Origin of the sequence: Micromonospora sp. NPDC049060 (assembly GCF_040649055.1) — a bacterium.
GTDB lineage: Bacteria > Actinomycetota > Actinomycetes > Mycobacteriales > Micromonosporaceae > Micromonospora > Micromonospora reichwaldensis.
This window is the reverse complement of the sequence record NZ_JBEZEV010000073.1, coordinates 1-23,144: the sequence shown is the minus strand read 5'-3', so window position 1 is coordinate 23,144 and position 23,144 is coordinate 1. Positions and strand designations below refer to the sequence as shown.

At 72.8% G+C, this 23,144-nt stretch carries 17 protein-coding genes; 10 read left to right on the top strand and 7 right to left on the bottom strand.

The window, feature by feature from the left end:
• The first annotated feature begins 80 nt into the window (after positions 1-80).
• Genes AB0B83_RS22790 through AB0B83_RS22765 form a run of 6 tightly spaced genes read left to right on the top strand, consistent with a single transcriptional unit; the run spans position 81 to position 6,537 of the window.
• A complete protein-coding gene (locus tag AB0B83_RS22790) occupies positions 81-1,391 on the top strand; it encodes an aspartate aminotransferase family protein (RefSeq protein ID WP_357579875.1) in 1,311 nt (436 codons plus the stop codon).
• Entirely contained in the window at positions 1,385-2,401 is a 1,017-nt protein-coding gene (locus tag AB0B83_RS22785; RefSeq protein WP_357579863.1) for an NAD-dependent epimerase/dehydratase family protein, read from the top strand. The genes AB0B83_RS22790 and AB0B83_RS22785 overlap by 7 nt, the downstream gene beginning before the upstream one ends.
• A gap of 11 nt (positions 2,402-2,412) precedes the next feature.
• Positions 2,413-3,381 (top strand): UbiA prenyltransferase family protein, encoded by a 969-nt coding sequence (locus AB0B83_RS22780; RefSeq protein WP_357579862.1) that lies wholly within the window; start codon positions 2,413-2,415, stop codon positions 3,379-3,381.
• Complete coding sequence (locus AB0B83_RS22775; protein WP_357579861.1) at positions 3,378-4,391, top strand: glycosyltransferase family 2 protein; 1,014 nt, start codon at positions 3,378-3,380, stop codon at positions 4,389-4,391. Before AB0B83_RS22780 ends, AB0B83_RS22775 begins: the two co-directional genes overlap by 4 nt.
• Complete coding sequence (locus AB0B83_RS22770) at positions 4,388-5,425, top strand: glycosyltransferase family 2 protein (RefSeq protein ID WP_357579860.1); 1,038 nt, start codon at positions 4,388-4,390, stop codon at positions 5,423-5,425. Before AB0B83_RS22775 ends, AB0B83_RS22770 begins: the two co-directional genes overlap by 4 nt.
• Positions 5,422-6,537: an endonuclease/exonuclease/phosphatase family protein gene (locus AB0B83_RS22765; RefSeq protein WP_357579859.1), complete on the top strand. Its 1,116-nt coding sequence runs from the start codon at positions 5,422-5,424 to the stop codon at positions 6,535-6,537. Before AB0B83_RS22770 ends, AB0B83_RS22765 begins: the two co-directional genes overlap by 4 nt.
• A gap of 95 nt (positions 6,538-6,632) precedes the next feature.
• Here the strand turns inward: AB0B83_RS22765 and AB0B83_RS22760 are convergent, their stop codons facing one another.
• The 4 genes from AB0B83_RS22760 to AB0B83_RS22745 all read right to left on the bottom strand — a co-directional run bounded on the left by AB0B83_RS22760 (position 6,633) and on the right by AB0B83_RS22745 (position 9,877).
• The gene (locus AB0B83_RS22760) at positions 6,633-7,214 is read right to left on the bottom strand and encodes a hypothetical protein (RefSeq protein WP_357579858.1); all 582 of its coding nucleotides are present in this window, start codon (positions 7,212-7,214) and stop codon (positions 6,633-6,635) included.
• A gap of 365 nt (positions 7,215-7,579) precedes the next feature.
• Positions 7,580-8,701 (bottom strand): hypothetical protein, encoded by a 1,122-nt coding sequence (locus AB0B83_RS22755; protein ID WP_357579857.1) that lies wholly within the window; start codon positions 8,699-8,701, stop codon positions 7,580-7,582.
• A gap of 38 nt (positions 8,702-8,739) precedes the next feature.
• Positions 8,740-9,411: a hypothetical protein gene (locus AB0B83_RS22750; protein ID WP_357579856.1), complete on the bottom strand. Its 672-nt coding sequence runs from the start codon at positions 9,409-9,411 to the stop codon at positions 8,740-8,742.
• Between the two features lie 16 nt (positions 9,412-9,427).
• Entirely contained in the window at positions 9,428-9,877 is a 450-nt protein-coding gene (locus tag AB0B83_RS22745; RefSeq protein ID WP_357579855.1) for a hypothetical protein, read from the bottom strand.
• 258 nt (positions 9,878-10,135) lie between these two features.
• Between AB0B83_RS22745 and AB0B83_RS22740 the strand changes: the two genes are divergently transcribed.
• Together AB0B83_RS22740 and AB0B83_RS22735 are read left to right on the top strand one after the other, a co-directional pair.
• Positions 10,136-11,359 carry a cytochrome P450 gene (locus tag AB0B83_RS22740; protein WP_357579854.1) on the top strand — a complete coding sequence of 408 codons (1,224 nt, stop codon included), beginning with the start codon at positions 10,136-10,138 and terminating at the stop codon, positions 11,357-11,359.
• Positions 11,356-11,586: a ferredoxin gene (locus AB0B83_RS22735; RefSeq protein ID WP_357579853.1), complete on the top strand. Its 231-nt coding sequence runs from the start codon at positions 11,356-11,358 to the stop codon at positions 11,584-11,586. The genes AB0B83_RS22740 and AB0B83_RS22735 overlap by 4 nt, the downstream gene beginning before the upstream one ends.
• Positions 11,587-11,696: 110 nt before the next feature.
• Here the strand turns inward: AB0B83_RS22735 and AB0B83_RS22730 are convergent, their stop codons facing one another.
• Complete coding sequence (locus AB0B83_RS22730; RefSeq protein WP_357579852.1) at positions 11,697-14,225, bottom strand: LuxR C-terminal-related transcriptional regulator; 2,529 nt, start codon at positions 14,223-14,225, stop codon at positions 11,697-11,699.
• 695 nt (positions 14,226-14,920) lie between these two features.
• On the opposite strand from AB0B83_RS22730, the gene AB0B83_RS22725 reads away from it, so the two are divergent.
• Positions 14,921-17,551 carry a lantibiotic dehydratase gene (locus AB0B83_RS22725; protein WP_357579851.1) on the top strand — a complete coding sequence of 877 codons (2,631 nt, stop codon included), beginning with the start codon at positions 14,921-14,923 and terminating at the stop codon, positions 17,549-17,551.
• 69 nt (positions 17,552-17,620) lie between these two features.
• Entirely contained in the window at positions 17,621-19,321 is a 1,701-nt protein-coding gene (locus AB0B83_RS22720) for a thiopeptide-type bacteriocin biosynthesis protein (protein WP_357579850.1), read from the top strand.
• A gap of 61 nt (positions 19,322-19,382) precedes the next feature.
• On the opposite strand, the gene AB0B83_RS22715 is transcribed toward AB0B83_RS22720, so the two are convergent.
• Both AB0B83_RS22715 and AB0B83_RS22710 read right to left on the bottom strand, forming a co-directional pair.
• A complete protein-coding gene (locus AB0B83_RS22715) occupies positions 19,383-21,329 on the bottom strand; it encodes a TOMM precursor leader peptide-binding protein (RefSeq protein WP_357579849.1) in 1,947 nt (648 codons plus the stop codon).
• A complete protein-coding gene (locus AB0B83_RS22710) occupies positions 21,319-23,007 on the bottom strand; it encodes a hypothetical protein (RefSeq protein WP_357579848.1) in 1,689 nt (562 codons plus the stop codon). The genes AB0B83_RS22715 and AB0B83_RS22710 overlap by 11 nt, the downstream gene beginning before the upstream one ends.
• Between the last annotated feature and the right edge of the window lie 137 nt (positions 23,008-23,144).

The following is a 23,144-nucleotide window of genomic DNA, read 5'->3' as shown; positions in this document are numbered from 1 at the left end:
TCGAGGAATGCGAGCGGCTCACCGTTCGCGAGGTGCACGACCTCTATCGGCGGTACGTGAACGCAAGCCAGGTCAATCTCATGACCTCGTTCGGGTTCGGCCGGGAATTGGTCGAGCACGCCGAGGGCGCCTACCTGACATTACGCGACGGCCGGCGGGTCCTCGACCTGACCGGCGGCGTGGGGGTGCTCAACCACGGCCACAACCATCCACGCATCGTGGCGGCCCGGCAACGGTTCGCTGAGCGCCAGCGGATGGAGGTGCACAAAACGCACTTCTCGCCATACCTCGCGGCGCTCGGCCACAACCTGGCGCAGTTGCTTCCCGGCGACCTCTCGATGTCGTTTCTCCCCAACTCCGGTGCGGAGGCGGTGGAGGGTGCGGTGAAGCTCGCCTTCAAATACCACGGCGGCCGTCGGGGAACCATCCTGCGGGCGGACTGCGGTTTCCACGGAAAGTTGCTCGGCTCCGGCGGACTGACCGGTCAGCCCCACTTCGATTTTCCGACAATCCCCGGAATCGTCCCGTTTACTTACGGCGACCTGGATTCCGTCCGATCGGCTATCGAGGCGCACCCCGGCGACGTCTATGCCCTGATCGTCGAACCGTTCAGCGCCTCCACCATTCAGTGGTGCGACGAAGGTTTCCTTCGCGGGGTGCGGGAACTGTGCGATCGGCACGACATCGTGCTGATCTTCGACGAGATCTACACCGGCTGGGGCAAGACGGGCAGCCTCTTCTACTTCATGCGCTACCCCGGCCTGGTGCCGGACGTGCTGACCACGAGCAAGTCGTTCGGCGGCGGCAAGTCGTCCATCTCGGCCTTCGTCGCCCGGGAGCCGGTGTTCCGCAAGGCGTACGACAACCTCACCGACGCGCTGCTGCAGAGCACCAGCACGACCTACTACGGCATGGGGGAGGAGTGCGTCACCGCCATCGAGGCGATCAACGTGGCGGTGGAGGACGACTACCCGGCGCGGGCCCGCGAGCTGGAACGCGTGCTGGAACCGGCCCTGACCCGGCTGGGCAAGGAGTACCCGGAGGCGGTCGGCCGGGTGGCGGGCGCCGGGGCGCTCTGGGGCGTCCAGATCGACGGCGGGCCCAAGCTGCTCGACCTGGTCTCCCGGCTCGCCCCGGGCGGCGTGGCCCGGGACCCCAGGTTCAAGGCGAAGCTGGTGACCTGCGCCGTCGTCAACGCGCTCTACCGGGACCACGACATCTTCACCTACTACACGCTGAACGGACTGAACCCGCTGGTCATCGGCCCGTCGCTGGTCACCGACCCGGCCGACGCGCAGCGCGCCGTCGACGCCCTCGGCGAGGTGCTGGCCCAGGGACTGAACCGGCTGGTCACCCGGTTCGTCGCGCAGAAGGTGGGATCGCTGTGGTGATCGCGATCACCGGCGCGGCGGGCATGCTGGGCTCCCGGCTGGTCGACCGCCTCGGCGCCGAAGGCCACCACGTACGCGGTGTCGACCTGCGGCCGGAAGACGGAGTCACCCACGTCGGGGACGTCCGCGACTCCCGCCTGCTGGACCGCGCCTTCGCCGACGCCACCGTCGTCATCCACTGCGCGGCGGCGCTGCCCAGCTACCCGGCCGACCAGATCCGCTCCGTCACCGTCGAGGGCACGCGGGCCGTGTTCGCCGCTGCGGATCGGGCCGCGGTGGCCCGGGTCGTGCACGTCTCGTCGACCGCCGTCTACGGGCTGCCGACGCGGGTGCCCACCCCGGAGGAACACCCGCACGCGCCGGTGGACACCTACAGCGCGGCCAAGGCGGCGGCCGAGGAGATCGCCGTCCGGCACCGCGCCGGCCTGCCGGTGGCGGTGCTGCGACCCAAGACCTTCCTCGGCCCCGGCCGGATGGGACTCTTCTCGATGCTCTTCGAGTGGGCCGAGGAGGGCCGCAACTTTCCGGTCCTCGGCCGCGGCGACGTGCGGATCCAGATGTTCGCCGTCGACGACCTCGTCGACGCGGTGGTGACCGTCCTGCACGCCCCCGACGAGGTAGCCAACGACACGTACAACCTGGCCGCCGAGCGCTTCGGCACCCTCCGGGAGGACTTCCAGGCGGTCCTGGACGCCGCCGGCCACGGCCGGCGGGTGGTCTCGCTGCCGGCCCGGCCGGCGCTAGCCGCGCTCAGCCTGCTGGAACGCAGCCGGCTCTCGCCGGTCTACGGCCGACTGCTGCACAAGCTGATGGCCGACTCGTACGTCAGCATCGACAAGGCCCGACAGCGGCTGGGCTTCCAGCCGAAGCTGTCCAACCAGGACGCCATCCTGCGCACCTTCGAGTGGTGGCGGACCGAGCGGCACCGTGAGCGCCCGGCGCGGGACGGGCGGACCAGCCGTGATCCCTGGCGGCAGGGCGCCCTCGCCGCCGCGAAGATCTTCTTCTGACAGGGGCCCTGATGACCGCCGTCGAAAGCGTGGTGGAGCCGGTCGCCCCGGTCGCCACCGGACCCGTCGCGCGCGTGCCCACGCTGCTGCGACACCTCGTGGCGCTGGCCCGGCCGGGCCACGCCGTCAAGAACCTGCTCGCCGTCCCGCTGGCTCTGACCGACACGCCGGTCTGGACGGCGACCGCGCTGTGGCGGTGCGTCTGGGCGGTGGCCGCGTTCACGCTCGCCTCATCGGTGATCTACGTCGTCAACGACATCGCCGACCACCGCCTGGACCGGGCGCACCCCGCAAAGGGGCGTCGGCCGATCGCCGCCGGCCACGTCTCCGTACCGGTGGCCGGGGCGTACGCGGTCGTCCTCGCCGTGCTGCTGGCCACGCTGACCGTCAACGGGCCGGCGATGACGTGGTGGCCGCTGGTCGCGTACCTCGCGCTGAGCACCGCGTACAGCAGGTGGCTCAAGCACGTGCCGCTGCTGGACGTCTGCGTGGTCTCGGCCGGCTTCGTGCTGCGCGTCATGCAGGGCTACGCCGCGACCGGCGCGACCGCCTCCAGTCTCCTGCTCACCGCGGTGTTCAGCGGCTGCCTGGTGCTCGTTTTCGGCAAGCGCCGGCACGAGCTGGCCGCCCTCGGCACGCCGCACCGGCCCGCGCTTGTCGGCTACAACCTGCTGCTCGCCGACCACCTGCTCGGTCTCACCGCCTCCCTGGCCGGCACCGCCTTCCTGCTCTACCTGCACGTCGACGCGCCGATCGACGCCTACCCGCCCGTCGCGCTGGCGATCGTCGTACCGCTGGGACTGCTCGCCGCGTTCCGCTACCTGCAGGCGGTGCTCGTGCTGCGCACCGGCGGCGACCCGATCCGGATGCTGCTGCGCGACCGGATGATCGTCGGTTGCGCCGTACTCGCTGGCACCACGCTGGCCCTGGCACAGATCACCGCCCGCTATCCCCACCTGCTGACCTGGACGGACAGATGAACCATCCCCTGGTGTCGGTCATCGTGCCGAACTACAACTACGCCCGCGCGCTGCATCTCTGCCTCAACTCCCTGCGGGCACAGACGTATCCGCATCTGGAGATCATCGTGGTCGACGACTGCAGCACCGACGACTCGGTCGCGGTCGCCGAGGCCCACGGCGCGCGGGTCGTGCGTACGCCACGCAACGGCGGGCCGGCCGCGGCCCGCAACCTCGGCGCGGCGACCGCGGCGGGCGAGATCCTGTTCTTCATCGACTCCGACGTGGCGGCCAAGCCCGACGCGGTGGCCAACGCGGTCGAGCTGCTGGCCGCCGACCCGACGATCGGGGCGGTCTGCGGCAACTACGACCCGGTGCCGCTGATCCGCGACAGCCTCCTGGAGGAGTACCGCTGCCTCCAGCAGTCCTACTGGCTCATCGCGGACGAGGGACCGATCATGACGCTCTACACCGCGCTGCTGGCCGTGCCGGCGCGGGTGTTCACCGAGATCGGGCCGTTCAACCCCCGGCTGCGGGAGACTGAGAACGCCGACTACGGGATGCGGCTCGCGCAGCGCTACCGGATCCTGCTCTCCCCGCGGGTGCGCGGCGTGCACGACCACGACCACGAGCTGGGGGTGCTGGTGCGCAAGGTGTTCACCCGCACGGCGCTGCACATCCCGATGTACGCCCGCAAACCGGAGTTCCCCGGCGGGCTGAGCAGCGGCCCCCGGGCCTGGGTCAGCATCGCCGCCCCGCTGGCACTGCTCACCGCCGCCCTGCCCCTGCTGCTCGGCCCGGCCTACCTGCTGGTGCCGCTGGCCGCGTTCGTCGCCTTCCTCGCCGGGGACCTGCCGATGCACCGGTTCGTACGGGTCGAACGCGGGCCGCTCTTTCTGGTCTACTTCGTCGCGATGCACTTCTTCCTGAACCTGGTCATCGCCGTCGCCGCGGCCTGCGGCGTGGTCGCCTGGCTGACCTCGGGCCGGTTCCGGCGGCTCTACGACCGACCGGAGGTCGCCACCCGATGAACGGACTCCCGCTCGTCTCGGTGATCGTGCCGAACTACAACTACGCCGAGTCGCTGGACCTGTGCCTGCGCTCCATCCTCGACCAGACCTACCCGAACATCGAGCTGCTCATGGTCGACGACTGCAGCACGGACCAGTCCGTCGCGGTGGCCAGCGCCCTCGGCGTCCCCGTGGTCAGCACGGGAGTCAACGGCGGCTGCGGCACCGCCCGCAACGTCGGCGCCGCGGCGACCCGCGGCGACCTGATCTGCTACGTCGACTCCGACCTGGCGCTGGCACCCGACGCGGTGGCCACCGCGGTCCGGCTGCTCGTCGAGGACCCCGCCGTCGGGGCGGTCTGCGGCATCCAGGACGCCGAGCCGTTGCTCCACGACACCGTGGTCTCCCGGTACCGCGGCCTGCAGTACCACTACTGGTCGATCAGCTCCGAAGGCGACGTGTCGTTCCTCTTCCCGGCCATGTGCGTCATCCGGCGGGCCGTCTACGACGAGGTCGGGCCGTTCAACCCGGCGCTGCGGCAGACCGAGGAGGTCGACTACGGCTACCGGCTGACCCGCCGGCATCGGATGCTGCTCACCTCCGAGGTACGCGGGCGGCACGACCACGACCACGAGCTCTCCGGGCTGCTGCGCAAGCTGTTCCACCGGGGACGGCTGCGCATCCCGCTCTACGCACGCGCCCGCCGCTTCGGCAAGGGTTTCGAGACCGCCTCGCGCGCCTGGGGCAGTCTCGCCGCGTTCGCCGCCCTGCCGGCGCTGGCCGTACCGCTGCTGCTGGGGCCGTGGGGAGCGGTGGTTCCCGCCGCGCTGCTCGCCGCCTCCCTGGCCTGCGACGCCGGGATGTACGGCTTCGTGCTGCGCCGGCGTGGCCTGCCGTCCCTGCTCGGCTTCGCCGGCCTGCACTTCCTGGTCAACGTCACGATCACCGCCGGGGTGGCGACCGGCGCGGCGCAGTGGCTGCTGTCGCGCACGTTCCGGCAGCTCTACGACGCCTCGTTCCCGGTCGAGGGCACCCCCCGGTGGGAATCGGCGTGACGACGGCCGCGCCGGTGACCGCCGCCGGCACCGAGCCGACGCCGCCCGCCACCGCGCGGCTTCGGCGCTGGCCGGCGGCGGTCCTGGCCGGCGCCGGCGCGCTCTGGCTCGCGTTCACCGTCGCGCACCTGGCGCTCAGCGGGCGCTGGTGGCTCTGGCTCGCGGTGGACGCCGTGCCGCCGCTCTTCTTTCTCCTGGCGCCCCTGGTGCTGGGGGCCGGCGCGGCGGCGGTCCGGCGGCGGCGCCGCACGGTGGCGCTGCTCGCCGCCGCCGCGTTGCTGCTCGGCGCGGGGCAGAGCGGCGTCAACGTCCGCCGATGGCAGGGCGGGGACGGCCCGGCCCCGCCCGACGCCCTGCGCGTGTTCGTCTGGAACACCGGCTACTGGGACGAGGGGGGCGAGACCGAGGCGCTGTACCGGTCGCTGCGCGACGCGGACGCCGACCTCTACCTGTTGCAGGAATACTGGTACGAGAAGAGCGCCGGACCGACGCCGGCCACGCTCGACCGGCTGCGCGCCGAGTTCCCCGGCTTCCAGGTCGTGGTCGTCGGCGAGCTGGTCACCGTCTCCCGGCTGCCGGTGCTGCGGCAGGTGCCGCTGGAGCCGGTCGGCCTGCCGCCGGCGGTGGCGGGAGCCGGCGACCAGTGGCGCTACAAGACCCTCCGCACCGACCTGGACCTCGGCGGCGGCCGCGTGCTGTCGGCGTACAACCTGCATCTGCCCGTGCAGCTCTCGCCCGAGCACGGCCCGTTCGACGGCGACTTCTACCGGGTGCTGCGTGAGCAGCACGCCCAGCGGGAACCGCAGTGGCGGGCGCTGGCCCGTGACGTGGGGTCCAACCCCCATCCGGTGCTGCTCGCCGGGGACCTGAACACCAGCCCGGCGATGGGTGACCTGCGCAAGCTGCCCGACGGCCTGCGCGACGCCGGTCACGCGATGCCGTCGCTCTACCCGGCGAGCTGGGCGGAGTCCGCCGGCTGGCCGCGGTGGTGGCGGCTCGACTGGGCGCTCGCCTCGCCGGCGGTGCGGGTGCACTCCTACCGCTTCGGCGACGCGGGCGGCGTCTCCGACCACCGTCCGCAGGAGCTGCTGGTGTCGCTGGGCGACGGCTGACGCGTCGCGTCCGGTCGTACCGGCCCGTGCGGACGCACCCGCCGGCCGGGATCGCTCGCCGGGCCCGGCCGCCGGTTCCGGTCCTCCTGGCGCGGTCAGAGCCCGGCCGCGGCGTCGTACCGGCGACGCAGGTCTGCCATTTCCGGCCCGGTCAGCGCCTCCTCGCGCGCCTGCTCCACGTACTTCTGCGGGAACATCTCGCGCAGCCGGTCGACGAACGCGACGTCGGCGCTCGCCTCGACCGCCCGAATGCCGGGAGGCTCGATGGACATGTCCATGATCACCGGACCGACGAGCTTGACGGCCCAGTCCCACGGACGCTTCTGCTCGGCGATCCCGCAGAGGCGGAAGCCGTAGACCGTTCGCACGTCGGCGAGGGCGGTGGCTTCCGCCGGCTCGTGACCGTAGACGCGGACTCCGCAGATCACCGCCGGTTTCGTCCTGCCCTCGGTGGCGGCGTGCGGTGCGTCATGTCCAGCGTGGTGGTGTTGCCCCGGGTCCACCTGTTCGAGCGTGCTCCGCATTCGGGCCATGATCCGTGTCCGCAGATCCGTCGGCTCGGCTTCCGATCCGGCCGAGTTGGTCAGTACGACCGCGCCGGCCGTCAAGGTCAGGATCGCCGCCACCCACACGAATCGATTTTGGTACCATCCCGCGAAGCTCTGCCGGGAGAACATGCTCACCTCTTGTCTGGTCGCCGTTTCCGGTGCGTTGACAGACGACCCGGATGCCACCGGCGGGTCGGATCTCGGGCGTCGGCTGTGCTGGGACACGTACGGCGGGGACGATTGCCCAGGGGTGTGCCCGTCGTACGTGGAGACGGCCCGGCGAGGCGGCGCGCGCGGGCCGGTGAGACCGGCGCGCTACCGGCGCTGCTGCTCCCGTGCTGCCGTTCCCAGCGCGGTTGCCCCCGCGCTGCGGCGATGTGAGCCATTGCAACACGACCCGGACCGCTCCGGCAACATCGACAATGCTCATCGTCGTGCCGGGTGCCGCAGGTGAGCAGACACGTTGTCCCGGCTCGGGCTGGCGAGGGGTCCGGTCAGGGTGGGTCGAACCGGCCCTGACACGCCGCAGCCGTGGGCATCCGGTGGCACGGGACCAAGTTAGGAGGATTCAACACCGGAAAGGTGGCGGAACTCCGGATCCAGTACTGCTCCGGGTGCCGGGGCCGGGCCTCCACGACGAACGGCTTCTTCCCGTCGCGGAGAATCAGCTTCCCGCCGCCCTGCGGCGTGGAGTCGTGGTAAGTCGCCTCGATCTCCCAACTACAGGACTTTTCCCCGGTGACCGCCTCCACGCGCAGCCCGCCGGGGGACATGCCACCGCCCAGGTCGATCTTCCGGCGACTGAAGTACAGCCGTCCCTGCTCCTCGACGTCATCGGCGATGTACGGGATCGGATCCTCCTCGGTCAGATCGAAGAGCATCCCTTCGTAAGCGGCACCGCCCTCCGGGGCGACGTCGATCACCGCCTTGGCCGTCGAGGGCTGGCAGGAGACGTTGACCGCGTGCATGTCGATGATCGAGAGCTGGGTCGTCCGGTCACTGATGATGTTCATGGTGAAGACCGCCGCGTCACTGGTGGACGGGTCTGTGAAGCCACCCGGCAAGCCCCCGATCATCGACGGAAAGGGAAGCAGACGTCCACCCAAAGAACGGAGGAAGCGCCAGATCTCCACGTCGGACCCGAGCGACTCCAGCTTCACCTGCTCCGGCTGGGTCAACGGCCGGTCGAGGACGATCCGCCAGAACTCGGGGATCGTGCGGTCGTACTTCACCGAGGCGACGAAGGGTGTCTTGGCCTGGTCGTGCCGCCGGCCGGCGTCCTGCTCCGCCCCGATCCGTGAATCCGCGGTCTCCCGATCGAAGAAGTGGGTGACGAGCAGAGTCGCCAGTAGGGTCACGATGGCCAGCGCGATCGTGACGAGCAGATGCTTCCGCTTCTCCGGCGGCGGAAGGTCCTTCATGCCGGGCGCGATCTGCTCCCCGGCGTGGGTGAGGAGTGAACGACCTTTCGGTGGTGCCGGTTCCGTAGCCGGTGGCCCCGGTTCCGCTGCTGCGGGTGGTGGTGGCGCAGCGGTGGTCTTCTCGCCGTCCTTGTCTGCTCCCGGTATCGGCGGTTCTGGTGGCATCTCCTTCTCCTGACCGTCGTCGTCGCTCATGAGCACGGGTGGCGTGACCCGTCGTTCCTCCTGTCCGGTCACTGAGGCGGTGTCGCGATCGCCGTCACCGCGGGGTGAACGACCCGCTGCTCAGGCCCCGAGAACCAGGTCAACGCGGTGGCGCTCTGACCGTCGGTCGCCGGCGCCAGGCTGGCGAAGACCAGCCCGGACCTGGTGCGTACCGACTGCGTCGGCAGTTGGCCCCTTACCCGGCTCCAGGAGCTGTTCGCCTCCAGACGCCACAGGATCGGGGCGCCGTGGGCCCAGACGGATGCCTCCCCGCAGGACCAACCGATCGTGGTGGCGTACAACAGGCCGTCCTCCCACCAGAGGTCGACCACCCGGGAACCCCGACCATCCACGCCGAACGGCGTGGGGCCCTCCGCCGCATCGAGGCCGGGGGTCGCCTGCCTGCGTCCGGTGGCCGGATTCAGGACGGTGACGGTCGCGTTCTCCCGGCAGGCGTCGAAGTGACCGCCCTCGACGAAGGCCATTCGGGCTCCGCCGTAGGCGGTCGTGGGGGCGGCGGTCCCCCGGGAGACGGCGATGTTTCCCTTCGTCATGCCGATCCGCTTGACCTGCCCGTCCGAGGAGGCGAGCAGCAACTGCTCCGGTCCACCGTAGGCCGCCGTGGTATCGAGATCGGCGCCAGCGAAGAGGGCCACCTCCGGCAGGCCGGCCAGGGCGGTGAGCTGCTGACTGAACCGCACCGGGGCGTCCACCGGTTCAGGTGTGCCGTCGCGCCCCCCGGGGCAACGCCAGCCGGTGGATCCTCCGCTTTCCGTCCACGACGAGGACCTCGTCGGTACCGACGGAGATGGCGCTTGAGCAGCCGACACAGGGGAGGGAGAAGCTGGTCGCGGTCGTGCGGTCGATGACCGCGACCGTCGCCTCGTCCGTGCCTGCGGCGGCCACTGCGAAGACGTACCGTCCGCTACTGGTCCAGCCCGGTGCCGTGCGGTACCCGGAAAAGTCGCCCTCGATCCGACTCACCAGCCGACCGTCGACCAGCAGGGCCAGCTCGTCGGCGGCGAGATAGGCCAGGGTGGGTGGCTTCGAGGGCTCCGCAGGCGCGCTGGACGATCCGTCGAACGGGTCGGCCAGCGTCGCAGGATCCCGGATGAGGTGATGGATCAGAAGCCCGAGTAGCACGGCCGAGAGAACGGTTGCGGCCATCACCACAGACTGCACCCGAGACGTACGCATCGACGGATGACCCTCCATCTGACGTCGTACCTCGAGCTTAGGTCGCGGCTGTGACGGTCGCACTCCCCTCTGTCATCGCCCGGTCGGGCCAGACTCAGTGCCGCCAGTTGAGCTGGACGGTCGCGGGCGCTGCACCGGTCGGGGTGACGGGGATTGTGTCGACCTTCGCCGATGGGTAACGTAGCGCATCGATATGGCTACCCGCTGCTATCGTCGGAGGTGGTCCATGTGACACGTGCCGTGGAGGCGGAACTGCCCCTCTGGCCGCCGGTCAATCCGACCCGAGGCCCGTTCACCCCGTTGGACGAAACCGAACGAGACCGCTACGTCGGCCCGGTGAGGCGGGTGCGGCTGCCCACCGGGGCTCCGGCCTGGCTGGTCACCCGGCACGCCGACGTCCGCCAACTGCTGCGCCACCCCGCTTTCAGCTCCGACTTCCGCCGCCCCGGCTTTCCGTTGCTGCGCCCGCTGCCGCCGCAGGCGGCCGAGGACGGCAGGGGCTCGTTCATCCAGATGGACGGTGGCGAGCACTCCCGCCTGCGGAGGATGCTCACCGCCGAATTCATGATCAAAAATGTCCGCCGGATCGAGCCGCTGATCCAACGCACCGTCGACGAGGCGCTCGACGTCCTGGCTGCCGCCGGGCCTCCGGCCGACCTGGTGTCGTCCTTCGCCCTGCCGCTGCCGTCCATGGTGATCTGTCACCTGCTCGGCGTCCCCTATGCCGACCACGACTTCTTCCAGACCCGCAGCCGCACCCTGCTCGACCGCGAGATGCCGCCGGCGCGGGTCCAGCGCGACTTCGAGGAGCTGCGTGACTACATCCGGGCTCTCGTCGACGCCAAGCGGGCCCGGCCCGAAGGGGCGGACGACCTGCTCAGCCGGCTGATCCGGGAACGGGTCGAGCCGGGGGAGCTCGATGTGGACGAACTGGTCGGGATGGCGTTGCTGCTGCTCATCGCCGGCCACGAGACCACCGCCAACATGATCGGGCTGAGCGTCCTGCGGCTGACCCGGGACCCTGGGCAGTACGCGATCCTGCGTGACGAGCCCGACTGGGCGGCGGAGCTGGTGGAGGAGTTGCTGCGCTACCTGAGCATCGTGCGGTCCGGCCTGCTCCGGGTGGCCACCGAGGACGTCACGATCGGTGGTCGGCTGATCCGGGCCGGTGAGGGCGCGGTCGTGGTGATCTCCCTGGCCAACCGGGACGCCGACGTCTTCGACGAGCCCGACCGGTTCGATCCGTACCGGCAGGCGCACCAGCAGGTGGCCTTCGGGTTCGGGGTGCACCAGTGCATCGGGCAGCCGCTTGCCCGGGCCGAGCTACGTATCGCGCTGGTGGCGCTGGCTCGCCGCTTTCCCGGCCTTCAGGTGACGGCCGCGCCCGAGGAGTTGAGCACCCGGGACAGCTCGGTCGTCTTCGGACTCGACGCTCTGCCGGTGACCTGGTGACCGCCGGCGGCCGGCCCGTCGGCGACGAGGCGACGGTGCGGGTGGAGGTCGACCGGGACGCCTGCTGCGGGTCGGGCAACTGCGTGCTCGCCGCGCCGGAGGTCTTCGCGCAGGACGACTCCGACGGGCTGGTGCTGCTGCGGGCCGCCGCGCCGCCGGCGGGAAGCGGCGAGCGGGTCCGTCGCGCCGCCGATCTCTGCCCGGCCGGGGCCATCCGGGTCGTCTGAGGCCACCGGAGCCTGCGCTCGTCGACCTCCGGGGGCGCCGACCCCGGGGGCGTCCGTCACCCTTTCCAGGCGTACCCCGGGCGACGCTGACGGCCGACGCTCCGCTCACCTCACCGAGGTTCCCCGGCGGGCGTCGTCGGGTGCGACCGGAGCATCGCCCGGGCCAGGCTCGCCCGGTTCGACACGCCGAGCTTGCGGTAGATCCGGCCCAGGTGGGTGTCGACCGTACGGACGCTCAGGAAGAGCCCGTGTGCGACCTCCACGCTTGTCATACCGCGGCTCACCAGATCGGCGATCTGCCGTTCACGCTCGGTCAGCACGGCCAGCGGGTCGCCACCCCTGGTTGACGCGTCCGGGACGAGACGGCTCTGCTGTCGGCGAACCCGATCGACCAGACGGGCCGAACCGCACTGTTCGGCGAGCGCGGCGGCCCGTCCGAGCCAGGCGCGGGCATCGTCGGTGCGGCCGGCGTCGACCAGTACCGTTCCCGCCGCCGCCATCGTCCGGCACAGGTCCAGGTCCAGTCCGCGACCGGCGAAGCATTCGACTGCCTGCTCCGCGTCGGCCAGCGCGGGGCTGGTTTCCCCGCGTGCGGCGTACAGCCGCATGCGGGCGCGCATCAGGAAGCCCTGACGGCTGACGGAGAGGTTGCGCACCGAGGCCTCGGCCAGGTCGACCCACCGGCTCGCGTCACGCTTGTCACCCATCCGGAGCGCGGCCATGGACAGCGCCTCGTACCAACGGGACCGGTTCGGCGGGGCGATCCGTGGCATCTCCGGGCCGCCGAGAGCGTCGAGCATCAGCCGACGCCCGCGTTCCGGCTCCGCCACCTTGATCAGCAGGTCCGCCAGGAGGCAGGGCACGATCGCATCCTCGGCCGGACCCTGGTCCCGGATCAGGGCGAGGGCCTGATCACCCAGGGCGATCACCGCAGCGGCCTCCCGGTCGGAGTCCTGCCAGTACCGTACGAGCGCGAGAAGCGCGGCGACCGAAGCCCGGGCCGTCGACGTGCCTTCCGGTTCGAGCAGTTCCGCAGCCTCCTCCAGGGTGCGGCCGGCCCGGTCGAGTAGTCCACGTTGCAACTCCACCGCCCCCAGCGAGGTCAGGATGGCGGGAAGGATGAACCGTTGTCCGGTTCGGCGGGCCTCCTCGGCGCCCCGGGACAGGTGCCGTTGCGCCTCGGTGAACCGGTGCAGGGCGTCCTCCGTCGCGCCCACCAGGTAGAGGGCCGGCAGGTTGGTGACGACGCTGCTGTCCGGCGTGGTGTCCACCAGATCGGCCGCGATGTCGGCGGCCCGGTCCGCGGCGTCGCTGTCCGCGGCGAGCAGGTGCGCCATCGCCATCTGGGCGACGGCGGCCGCCTCCCCGAGCCGGTCCCCGTGCTGCCGGGCGATGGTGGCGGCCTCGCGGGCGTTCAGGCGGGCGGCTTCCTGATCGAGCCGGTCGAGGGCGAGTGCCGCCAGTTCCGTGTGCATGGCCACGGCCGTGGAGGGAGCGGAGGGATGGGTGCCCCGCAGCGCGGCCAGCCCCTCCCGGATCAGAACCGACGCCTCGGCGTGCCGGCCCTGGATCCGGCGTACCCGGACGGCGACTGCCATGGTCGAGGAGAAGTCCCCGCCAGGTATGCGGATCGCCCGGGGTAGGAAGGTGTGCACCAGTTGCTGCACGTCGCATCGACCGCCGCGCAGCAACTGGGCCCGCAGGGCCAGCACCTGCGCCTCGTACCAGCGGTCGTCGCCCTCGGGCAGCAGTTGCAGCGCGGCCTCCAACCACTCCAGGGCATCGGCCGGTGCGTCGTGCATGGTGCTCCGCGCCGCGTCGATCAGAACGGGCAACTGCTCAGGACGGCCCGTGTCGAGGGCCCGGGCGATGTGGTGGGCGCGCTGGGTGACCGGAGCGCCGCGAGCCAGCAGTTCGGTCTCCACGCGCCGGTGGGCGGCGAGGCGTTGGCTTGGGCCGATCTGCGCGTAGACGAACCGACGGACGACGTCGTGCCGGAACGCGAAGCGCGGCAGCAACTGCACCGGGCGCATCAGGTCCAGCTCGGTGAGGGTGTCCAGGGCGGACAGTGTCTCCGTGACGTCCAGTCCGGCCACCGCGGCGAGCAGTTCCGCCGAACCGGGGGTACGCAGCACGGCGGCTGCCTGGGCGACCCGCAGTTCGCGGTCGCCGAGCTCCGCCAGCTCGCCGAGCAGGATCAGGTGCGCGTCCGTCATGGCCTGCGCGTCTGCGGCGGCCAGCAGTTGCAGGTAGAGCGGGTTGCCGTCACCCTCGGCGTGCAGCCGGGTCAGGTCCGGCCGGTCACCGAGCAGCTCGCGGGTCTGGCCGAGGTCCAGTGGACCTAGTCGGTGCTGGGTGAGCTGGCCGCGTGCGGCCGCCCGGGACAGCACCGCCGCCGCCCCACGGGACAATTGTCGGTCCCGGTAGGCGAGGACCAGCAGCACCGGCGCGGTGGTGGTCAGTTCGATCAGCAGCTGCATCTGGTCCCGGTGCGCCGTGTCGAGCAGGTGCACGTCGTCGAGCAGGACAAGGGTGGGTTCCGTTCCCACCACGACCGGCGGACCGGTGCCCGTCCGGCCGGTGGCGGCGACCACCGTGAGGGTGTGCGCCCTGCCCTGCGCCGCGAGGGCGGAGATCAACGTGGTCTTGCCGATTCCCGGTTCTCCGGCGAGGGCGACGGCTGCGCCGGTTCCCGCGTGCAGGTCGTCGAGCTGACGACGGAGTGCGGCGAATTCCGTCCGGGGCAGCGGGTGACCGGTCGTCCGACCGGTTTTCCGTCGAGTCCTTACGAGCCGGTCGGCCGGGCTGGGCGTCATCGGACGGTGTCGCGGAACGGCCGCTGGCTGTGGCTGCGGGTGCGCGACCGCAGCCCCAGTGTGATCAGAGAAGGCCGTTTACCTGGCATTAGGGATCCTTAGGGGGAAGATCCTCTTTGGGGATGTCGAGTACACAAGGCGGACGCTTCATAGTCAACAGCCCTCCGCACTCTTCGAACCGGCCAGATCTCGAGTTGATCGATCCAGGTGCAGTTTCCCGGCGGAGGAAGGATTGCCGTCGATCTGGCCCTGGGGTAGAAAGACGGCGGGCCGTTGATTTCAGCCGGGCGACGAGCGTGCCCGCCGCCGTCCAGAGCCGGTCGCGGCCGATAGAGCCGCGGTCTGCCACCCGGCACCATCCGGAGAAGTACGCAGCCAGCTACGCAGCCGGCACCTGCCACCGAGTACGTAACCGGATCCGTAGTTGTGCGGACGCCTCCCACGGCCACGGCTGCGAGTGTCGGCGGACACGCCGTCACCGTCCTCCACCGGGAAGCGGTCAGGGGAGAGGAGACAGGATGATCGGGACCACGGTCGGCGGGACGCCGGCGCCGGGCGTACGCCGGGTCGGGCCCGTCACCCGAGCGCCCGAGGCCACCGTGGCGCCGTACGCGATGGTGCGGGTCGCCGGTGTCACCCTCCCGGAACCGTCGGCCGTGACCGAGGAGTTCCGGGCCGTCGCCGCCCGCCTGCTGGAGCTGACCACACGCGCCGAGCGAATGGCCGCGGCGCTCGCCGACGTGCTGCACGAGCAGGTCGTCCGGGCCGCTTCGGACCAGCGTCGGGTGCTGCTGGCCCTGCGCCGCGACGTGCACAACGGGCGCAGCCCGTCGGCGGCGTCGCGTACCCGGCTGGCCGGCTGGACCGACCACCTGCCCGGCCTGGCGTCCTGGCTCGGCCTCCGCGACGACATCGACCGGCACACCGCGGAACTCGACGCCCTTCTCGCGCCGGCGCTCGCCGCCGACCGGGTCGCCCTGGCCGAGCTGTGCCGCGCCGAGGAGCTGTCCCGGGCCGTCGCGCTGACCAGCGTGGACCTGTTGCGGGCGCTGCGCCGGGCGGCCGAGCAGGGCCCGGCACCCGACGACCGGGCCCGCAAGTCGGAGGCCACCGTGCTCCGGTACGCGCTGCGGGCGGCCACCAGGACCGTGCCGCTGTCCTGGTTCACCCGGGTGGGCTGGGGCCGCTGGGACGGGCCGGTGCCGGACCCGACCGGCTCCCCGGAGGTGGTGGCGGTCGCCAACGCCGACCGGGCCACTCTGTCCGCCCTCGTCCACGCTGTGCTCCGGCACCCCGACCGTCGCGGCGATCTGCCCCACACGCTGGCGCCCGGCCTGTGGGTGGACGGGGCGGTGATCCGGCTGCGTCGGCAGGCACAGGCACCCGACGCGCCACCCGGGGTGCAACGCGAGGAGGCGCTGACGCTGCCGCTGACCCGGGCGCTGCGGCACCTGCTGGATCTGCTGGAGCCCGGCGGGGTGGCGACGCCGCACGAGCTCGCGACGGAACTGGCCACCCGGCTGCCCCGTCCGGCGCCGCAGGCGTCCGCGGCGGCGCGGGCGTACCTGCACGCGCTCGTCGAACAGGGCGTGCTCCGCCCCGCGTACCCGGTGGACCCACAGGCCGTCGACGGCCTCGCTGCCGTCGCCGACTGGCTGGCCGGGATCGGCCTGGCCGACGTGGCCGTGTCGCTGCGGGAGATCGATGCCAGGACCACCGCGTTCGCCGGTCTCGACGCGACCGAACGGCCGGCGGCCCTGGCCGGGCTACGCTCCCGCTGGGACGCGGCCTTCGCCCTGCTCGGCGCGGACCGCACGGGTCGTCCGCAACCCCTCACCGAGGACGTGACCCTGGTCCGCCCGGTGGGCCTCGGCCGGGCCCACGGCCGGGACCACCGGGGCACCCTCGCCGTGCTGACCCCGCTCTTCGAACTGTTCGACCAGTACGCGGTGGTCCGCCGCCTGGCCCGGGACCGCTTCGTCGCCCGCTACGGCGTGGGCGGCCGCTGCGGGTCGCCGACGGAGTTCGCCGAGGAGTACGGTGCGGTCTGGCAGGCGACGCACCTGGTCGGCGTCGACGGCACCCTGGACCCGAAGCTCGACCTCGCCCCCGGTGACGAGCTGCGCGAACTGGCCCGGCTCCGGGCCGACCTGGTGGCCGCCGTCACGACCGACGACGACGGGAACCTTACCGTCCCCGACGGGCTGCCCGACGACGTCGCCTCCAGGCTGCCCCGTTGGCGTACCAGCCGACCCGGCTCGTACGCGGTCTTCGGACAGTCCTGCCACGACGGCACGTCGTTCTGTGTCAATCACGTGTACGGCGGCTGGGGCCGGTTCACCAGCCGCTTCCTGCGGCAGCTCCCCCCGGAGGCCGAAGCGGCCGTCGCCGCCCAGCTCCGGCGCCACCTCGGCGCCCGGGTGGCCCAGCTCCGCCCGGTCAACGGGTTCAATGGCAACCTGCATCCGCTGCTCGTCGGCGACGAGATCGCCGACGACCGCCGCCACGGAACCCTGGTCCCGGACGACCTGCACCTGGTCCACGACGTCGCCACCGATCAGGTCCGCCTGGTGGTCACCGCCACCGGTGAACCGTTGGACGTGGTCTATCTCGGGTTCCTGGTGCCGGTGATGCTGCCGGAGCGCCTGACCAGCATGCTCACCGACGTGGGCACGGGATCGGTGGGACCGGGCGGGGCCATGGCGGCCCGACAGCTCCGCCGCACCCCGGTCGGCCCGGTCTGGTGCCGGCCCCGGCTGCGGTACCGGGAGGTGATCCTCTCCCGGGCGGACTGGAGCCTCTCCGCGGACATCGTCGCCGCCTGGCGGGCCGAGCTGGACGCCCGGCCCGCCGAGGTGGGACGTACCGCCGTGCGCTGGCGACACCTGCTCGGCCTGCCCGAGCGCGTCTTCGTCAGCGCCGCCGCCGTCGGGGGCGCGAAGGGGTTGACGGCGTTCATGTCCTACCTGGAACAGCCCCGTTCCCAGTACGTCGACCTCGCAAGCCCGCTGCACCTGCGTTGCCTGTCCCGGACCCTGGCCCGCTACCCGGACGGCGTCGTGCTGGAGGAGGCCCTGCCCGCCCCCCGTCCCGGGCAGCCGGCGACGGAGGTCGTGATCGAGCTGTACCGTGCGGGCACCGATGGGTGAGCCCCGGTCGACGGCCGCCGCCGACGTCGTCCTGCTGCGCAGGCTTCCGACCTGTCCGGAGGAGTTCCCATGCCCGTGACCGCCGCCCCCGTCCACCCTGGGCGGGGCTCCTTCCACAGCCTGCACTGCTATCTGCACTGGAGTGCGGAACACGTCGACGATTTCATCACCGGCACACTCACACCGCTCATGGAGGGACTGCGTCGGGACGGGACGATCGCCGACTGGTTCTTCATCCGCTACTTCGACGACGGTCCACACCTCAGGGTGCGGGCGCGGGGCGCCGAGGCGCACGAGCACCGCCGGTGGCAGGAGCAGTTGGTGGCCGCTGCCCGGGCCGCCGGCCATCCGCTGCTCGACCTCGGCACCGCCGGCCGTCCGGGGTGGCCGGGGCACGCCCAGGCCCGGCAGGTCGACTACGAGCCGGAGACCGAGCGGTACGGCGGCCCGGCCGCGCTGCCGGTGGCGGAGACGGTGTTCGGCACCTCCAGCCGGATCGCCGCCGAGGTGGTCGCGCGTACGCCGGGACCCGGCCAGCGGATGGTGGCGGCCACCGACCTGGTCCTCGCCACCCTGATCGCCCTCGACCTGGACATGCTCGCCGCGGCCCGATGGCTGCGCCGCAGCGCGACCGCCTGGCGGTGGCACCCGGAGAGCACCACGCTGACGGCGGGCACTGTGCAGGGGCCGGCGCTCGCCGCAGCCACCACGCAGGCCCGCTCGGTGGTACGGCGCTGGCACGAGATCACCGCCTCCGCGGCGGACGGCTCCCGGATCCGGGACCGTTGGGCCGCCCAGGTGCGCGCCGCCCGCGCCCAGCTGGAGAGCTCTGCCGGCGGCGGCGACCAGTGGGCCGGGGTGTGGGCGTCCCAACTGCACATGCTGCTCAACCGGTTGGGCATCATGCCCGACGAGGAGCGATCCCTCTACCACTTCCTCGCCGCCGCCTTGCTGGCCCCGGACGGCCCCACCGACTTCTTCGCCGACGGCACCGCCAGCCCCGACCGGCGGTACCTGGCGGCCAGCAGCTACGCCCCGGGCCGCATCGAGTGGCAGCGGCCGCGGACGTCGGACCGGACGCGGCACGGCGCGCGGCGACGGTCCGGTCCGCCTTTGGCCCTTCCTCCCGCCGCACCCGTGACGGCCGCGCTCGGCGACGCGCTCACCGCGCGGGCCAGCGGACGCGGTACGCTCTGCGGCCCGCTGGACGCCGCGCACCTGGCCACTCTGCTGTGGACCGCCAGCGGGGCGAGTGATCGGGCCGACAGGCCCGGGATGCGCCGACCCTACCCGAGCGCCGGCGCCAAGTACGCGGTCCGGCTGCGCCTGCTGGCCCGGGACGTGGCCGGCGTCCCGACCCACCAGTACGACGTGGACGCCGAGTCCCGGCTCCTGCTGCCCATCGGCCCGGTGCCCACCGACGCCGAGCTGGCCACCGCGTCGATGTGGTTCAAGGCCGGACCGGCGACGCAGTTGGCGGACAACCCGGCCAGCCAGGAACGGATCGATCTGTCGGCGCTGCCGGCGCTGCTCGGGGTCTACGTCGACCTGCCCGTGCTGCGGGCCACCTACGGCCTCCGGGCGCTGCGCTTCGGCCTGCTCGAGGCCGGTCACCTGGCCCAGAACCTGGCCCTCACGGCGGCGGCGACGGGACTCGGGCTGGGCATGGTCGGTGGGTTCTACGACGACATCGCCCACGAACTGCTCCTCCTCGACGGGGTCGACGAGGTCCTCGCCTACCTGCTCCCGGTCGGCCGGCCCGCCGGGTGACCCCAGGGGGTCGGGCCTGCACGTCGGGCCCGACCCCCTGGCCGGGTCCGGGAGGGGACGGTCACGGGAAGGGATGCGGGTGCAGTGCCAGGTCCTCGTAGCGGGGCCGTCCGGGCAGGCGGCCCAGCGCCGCCGGCACAGTCAGCAGCCGGGGCAGCCCCCGCGTCCGCCGGTTCAGGTGACCGAACGTCATCGGCAGGGTGCCGGGAACGACGACCTTGGCAGCATGCAACCCGAGGGCCTGCCGCAGCTCGGGGATGCTCTGGTCGACGACGATCGTTTCCACCCCGGCCCGGTGGTGCAGGTCCGCGCAGAGCGCGCCGAACAGGGCCGCGAGGTCCTCGACGGGACGGGGCAGTCCCGGCCACACCTCCCGCCAGGCCCGGGTCCGCCCGGCCCCGAGCAGGAACTCGTAGCGCGGCCGTGCTTCCGGCAGGCAGTGCAGCATCATGTGGTCGTCCATCTGGCGGACCAACGCGGCATCGTCGAGCATCGGCAGTAGCCGGTCGCGGTCCGCCCGCGCCGAGTCCCCCTGCCACGTGTCGCGCACCTCGTGGAGGTTGACGACCAGCTCCACCACGGCTGAGTGGATCGCCGAGAGGGGATCCAGGTGGGCGCCGGCCGCGAAGAACGCCGTCGGCGCCCCCACGGCGGGCATCCGGTGGTGCGCCAGCGCGACGACCGCAGGCACGGCCAGGTCGGTGGTCGCGTCGAACAACCGTAGGTCGTAGTCGAGCAGGTCCAGATTGTCGGCGAGGTGCCCGACCAGGTCGAGTTCGTCGGGAAGCGCGACCTCCACCAGCGGGGTACGGGCGTACCAGGCCATCAGGAAGGCGTCCCGTTCGATCACCTCGAACAGGCCGTGCAGGGCCGCCTCCTCCAGGCTGTTGCCGAGACCGCAGCCGTTGGAGGACTCCGACAGGAAGGTCGCCGACGGGCGCTGCCCGAGGCCACCCCAGTACGCCGCGTGCTCCGGCACCGCCACGGACGTCGCCCGACTGGGCGACCACCCCGGCACCCACCACGTCGGCACGTCGGCGGCGTACGGGACGTGGTGGGCGCTGGGCAGGTCGGGCAGACCGAGGGCCGCGGGATCGACGGCGCGCTCCGGTCCCAGCTCCGCGAAGGACGACCACTGCCGGGCGGCGGGCCCGTGGGGGGCGTACCCGGCCAGTCGTTCCACGGCTTCGAAGAGCGCCAACCGGTCGGCCTCCGCGGCGGTCGTCGCCCGGCCGAAGCCCGCCACGGTGACCGCCGGACCGGCGACCACCGCCCTGGTGACCGGCAGCCCGTACTCCTCGTGCCGGTGCAGCTTGACGACGTGGCCCAGCCGTGGCTCCAGCAGCGCCCGGCGAAGTCCCGCCAGGTCGGTCGCCGGGTTCGGCCGGCGTAGCCGCACCGGGTCGGCCGGCGGCTGACCGCTGCCGGTGAGCGGCGTCCCAGGTGGAGCCGGGGGCTGCCGGCTGAGGCATTCTTCGCAGCGAACCCCCACCGGCGCCACCGGATGGGCGGACACGCTCCCGTCGGGCGGGACGACCCAGAGCCGCGCGGCGGCGGACTGCGGCTCGGCCAACGCCGACCGGACCACCGCGGCGAGCACGGGCAGCAGGGCCGGCGCCGGCCGACCGCCGAGCCGCAGCTCGGCATTGCCGTGCGGTGTCCGGCCGCCCGGCGCCGCCAGCCTGGCGGCCTCCAGGCAGCGCAGGCAGGTGGCACTGTCGGCGCCGACCAGCGGACCCACCAGCGCCGTACCGCCGTCGAACCGGACGGGCAGGACGGTGCCGCCGGCCCCGGTGTACCGGTCGGCCAGCCGGCTCAGCAACGCCGGACTCCACCGGGTCGACACCACCACCGCCGGGCCGGAGCCGGCCCACCCGTCGTCCTCGGCCAGCACCGGGTACGGCGACCCCGCCCCCCTCAGCGCCTCGGCGAGCTGGCCGGCCAGGTCGGGGTCCGGCTGCCGGGGTCCGTCCCGATCGTCCCCGGGCCACCGGGGGTCACCGGTCATCGCCGGCCCGCAGGACGACGAGCCCGACCGTACGCAGGGCGGCGGCCAGCGGAGCTGGCGGCGTCACCACGACCGGCTCCGCGGGGGCGCCGACGAGGGTCCGCAGTGACCGCCAGAGGGCGGCCTCCCGTTCGGACCCGTCGGGCATGGGCGCGGCCGAGCGGCTCACCCGTGGCGACGCTCCACAGGGGCCGTGCGAGTACGGCGGACCGGGCCGGTGCGCACGCCAGCCGACCGTGGCGACGGCGGCGAGAGCGGCGAAGGCGACCGCGTCGTGGGCCGTGGCCTCGATCGCCCAGCCGAGTTCCATCCACCCACCGGGGTCCGTCGTGTCCGGGCCGCATACGACGGCCAGCTGCGCCCCGGGGGCGAGCCGGCGGACGTGAGCGGTCGCCGGGACGCCGAGGCGGCGGGTCAGCGTACGCCACCAGCGGCGGGCTGCCGGCGCGTCGAACGCCGACGGGTGGACAGCCTCGCCTGACGTGACGCCGGCCGAGGCCACCGACCGGCGGGCGAGGCGGCGCAGCAGCACTCCCTCGGCATGGCTGCGGTCCACCCCGCAGGCCAGCACGGCGGTCCCTGCGGTGGACACGCTGAGCAGCTCCACCGCTGCCAGCGTGGCGTGCAACCTCGCCGTGGAGGTGTCCGGACCGTGCCCGGTGACGAGCGTCCCACCGGCCGGGCCGGGAACACCGTCGACCCGGCACCGGGCCAGTCCCACCGGCAGTTGTGGCAGATCGTCGAGCTCCACCGGCGGCAACACACCGAGGTCCGGGTCCGTGAGGGAGGTGGGTAGGCCCGCGTGGACGGCGTCGTCCCGTCGGTCGGGGGCGTCAACCGCCGGTGACCGTACGCCGGGCGGCCACGGGTGGGCGGTGGCGCGCAGCGGGTCGCGCCGCACGACGAGCGCCGTCGGCGCGGCCGGGTCGGCCAGCTCGGCGAGCGCGCCGAGGAGCCGGTGCGCGGCGCAGGCGCCAGCCACCACGGAAACCGGGTCGCCAGGGGCCGTCGCCGCGCTGCCAAGCCCGAGCCGCTCGGCGATCAGGCCGGACTGGGCCCGCAGCTGCGCGCCCGGGCCGACGGGGGTGACGTAGCCGACCGTGGCGCTGGCCCCGGTCACCACGGCACGCCCGTCGCTGGCGGCGAGGGTGACGCGTCCGACGTCGCGCGGTGCGCCGATGTGGGTCGCGGCCCGCCGGACCCGGGCTCCGGCGGCGGTCAACGCCTCGATCGCGGCGGTGGCAGCGGGGCCCGCTCCCGCGACGGTCACCGCTTCCCGGCCGATGCCGGTCCAGGCCGCGGCGGGGTCGGCGGCGACCGAGGCCAGCCAGGTGGCGACGGCGGGTGGCGGCACCGGGGCCGGTCCGCAGGCGTCGGCGGGGGCATGGGCATGCCCGGTGCCGGCCCAGTGCTCCGGCACCCGGACCAGTAGGTCGTGTTCCCGGAGCAGGTCGGCCAGCCGGTACAGGGCGAGGGCGACGGGCGGGCGTGGCGACAGGTCACGCAGGTCGGCTGTGGCCCGGCCGGACGCGAGGCGCCGGGTGAGCAGTTGCCAGAGCCGCCACAGCTGTGGCGCGCCGTCCAGGGTGAGGCTGGTGTCCCAGGACCGTAGGTGCAGCCCGCCGTCGATCCGGGTCGCCTGCACGGTGGGGCGGAGTTGCCAGGAACTGGTCGACATCTGCTCGCCTCACCGGTTGGGGAACGGCTGGGGTCGTCGGAGGGAGGGCCGGATTTCCGAGCAGCAGGACGATCACCGCCTCGGTCGCCGCCCCCGCCGCCAGCAGCAGCCAGTACGCGCCGAACCGCCCGAACTCC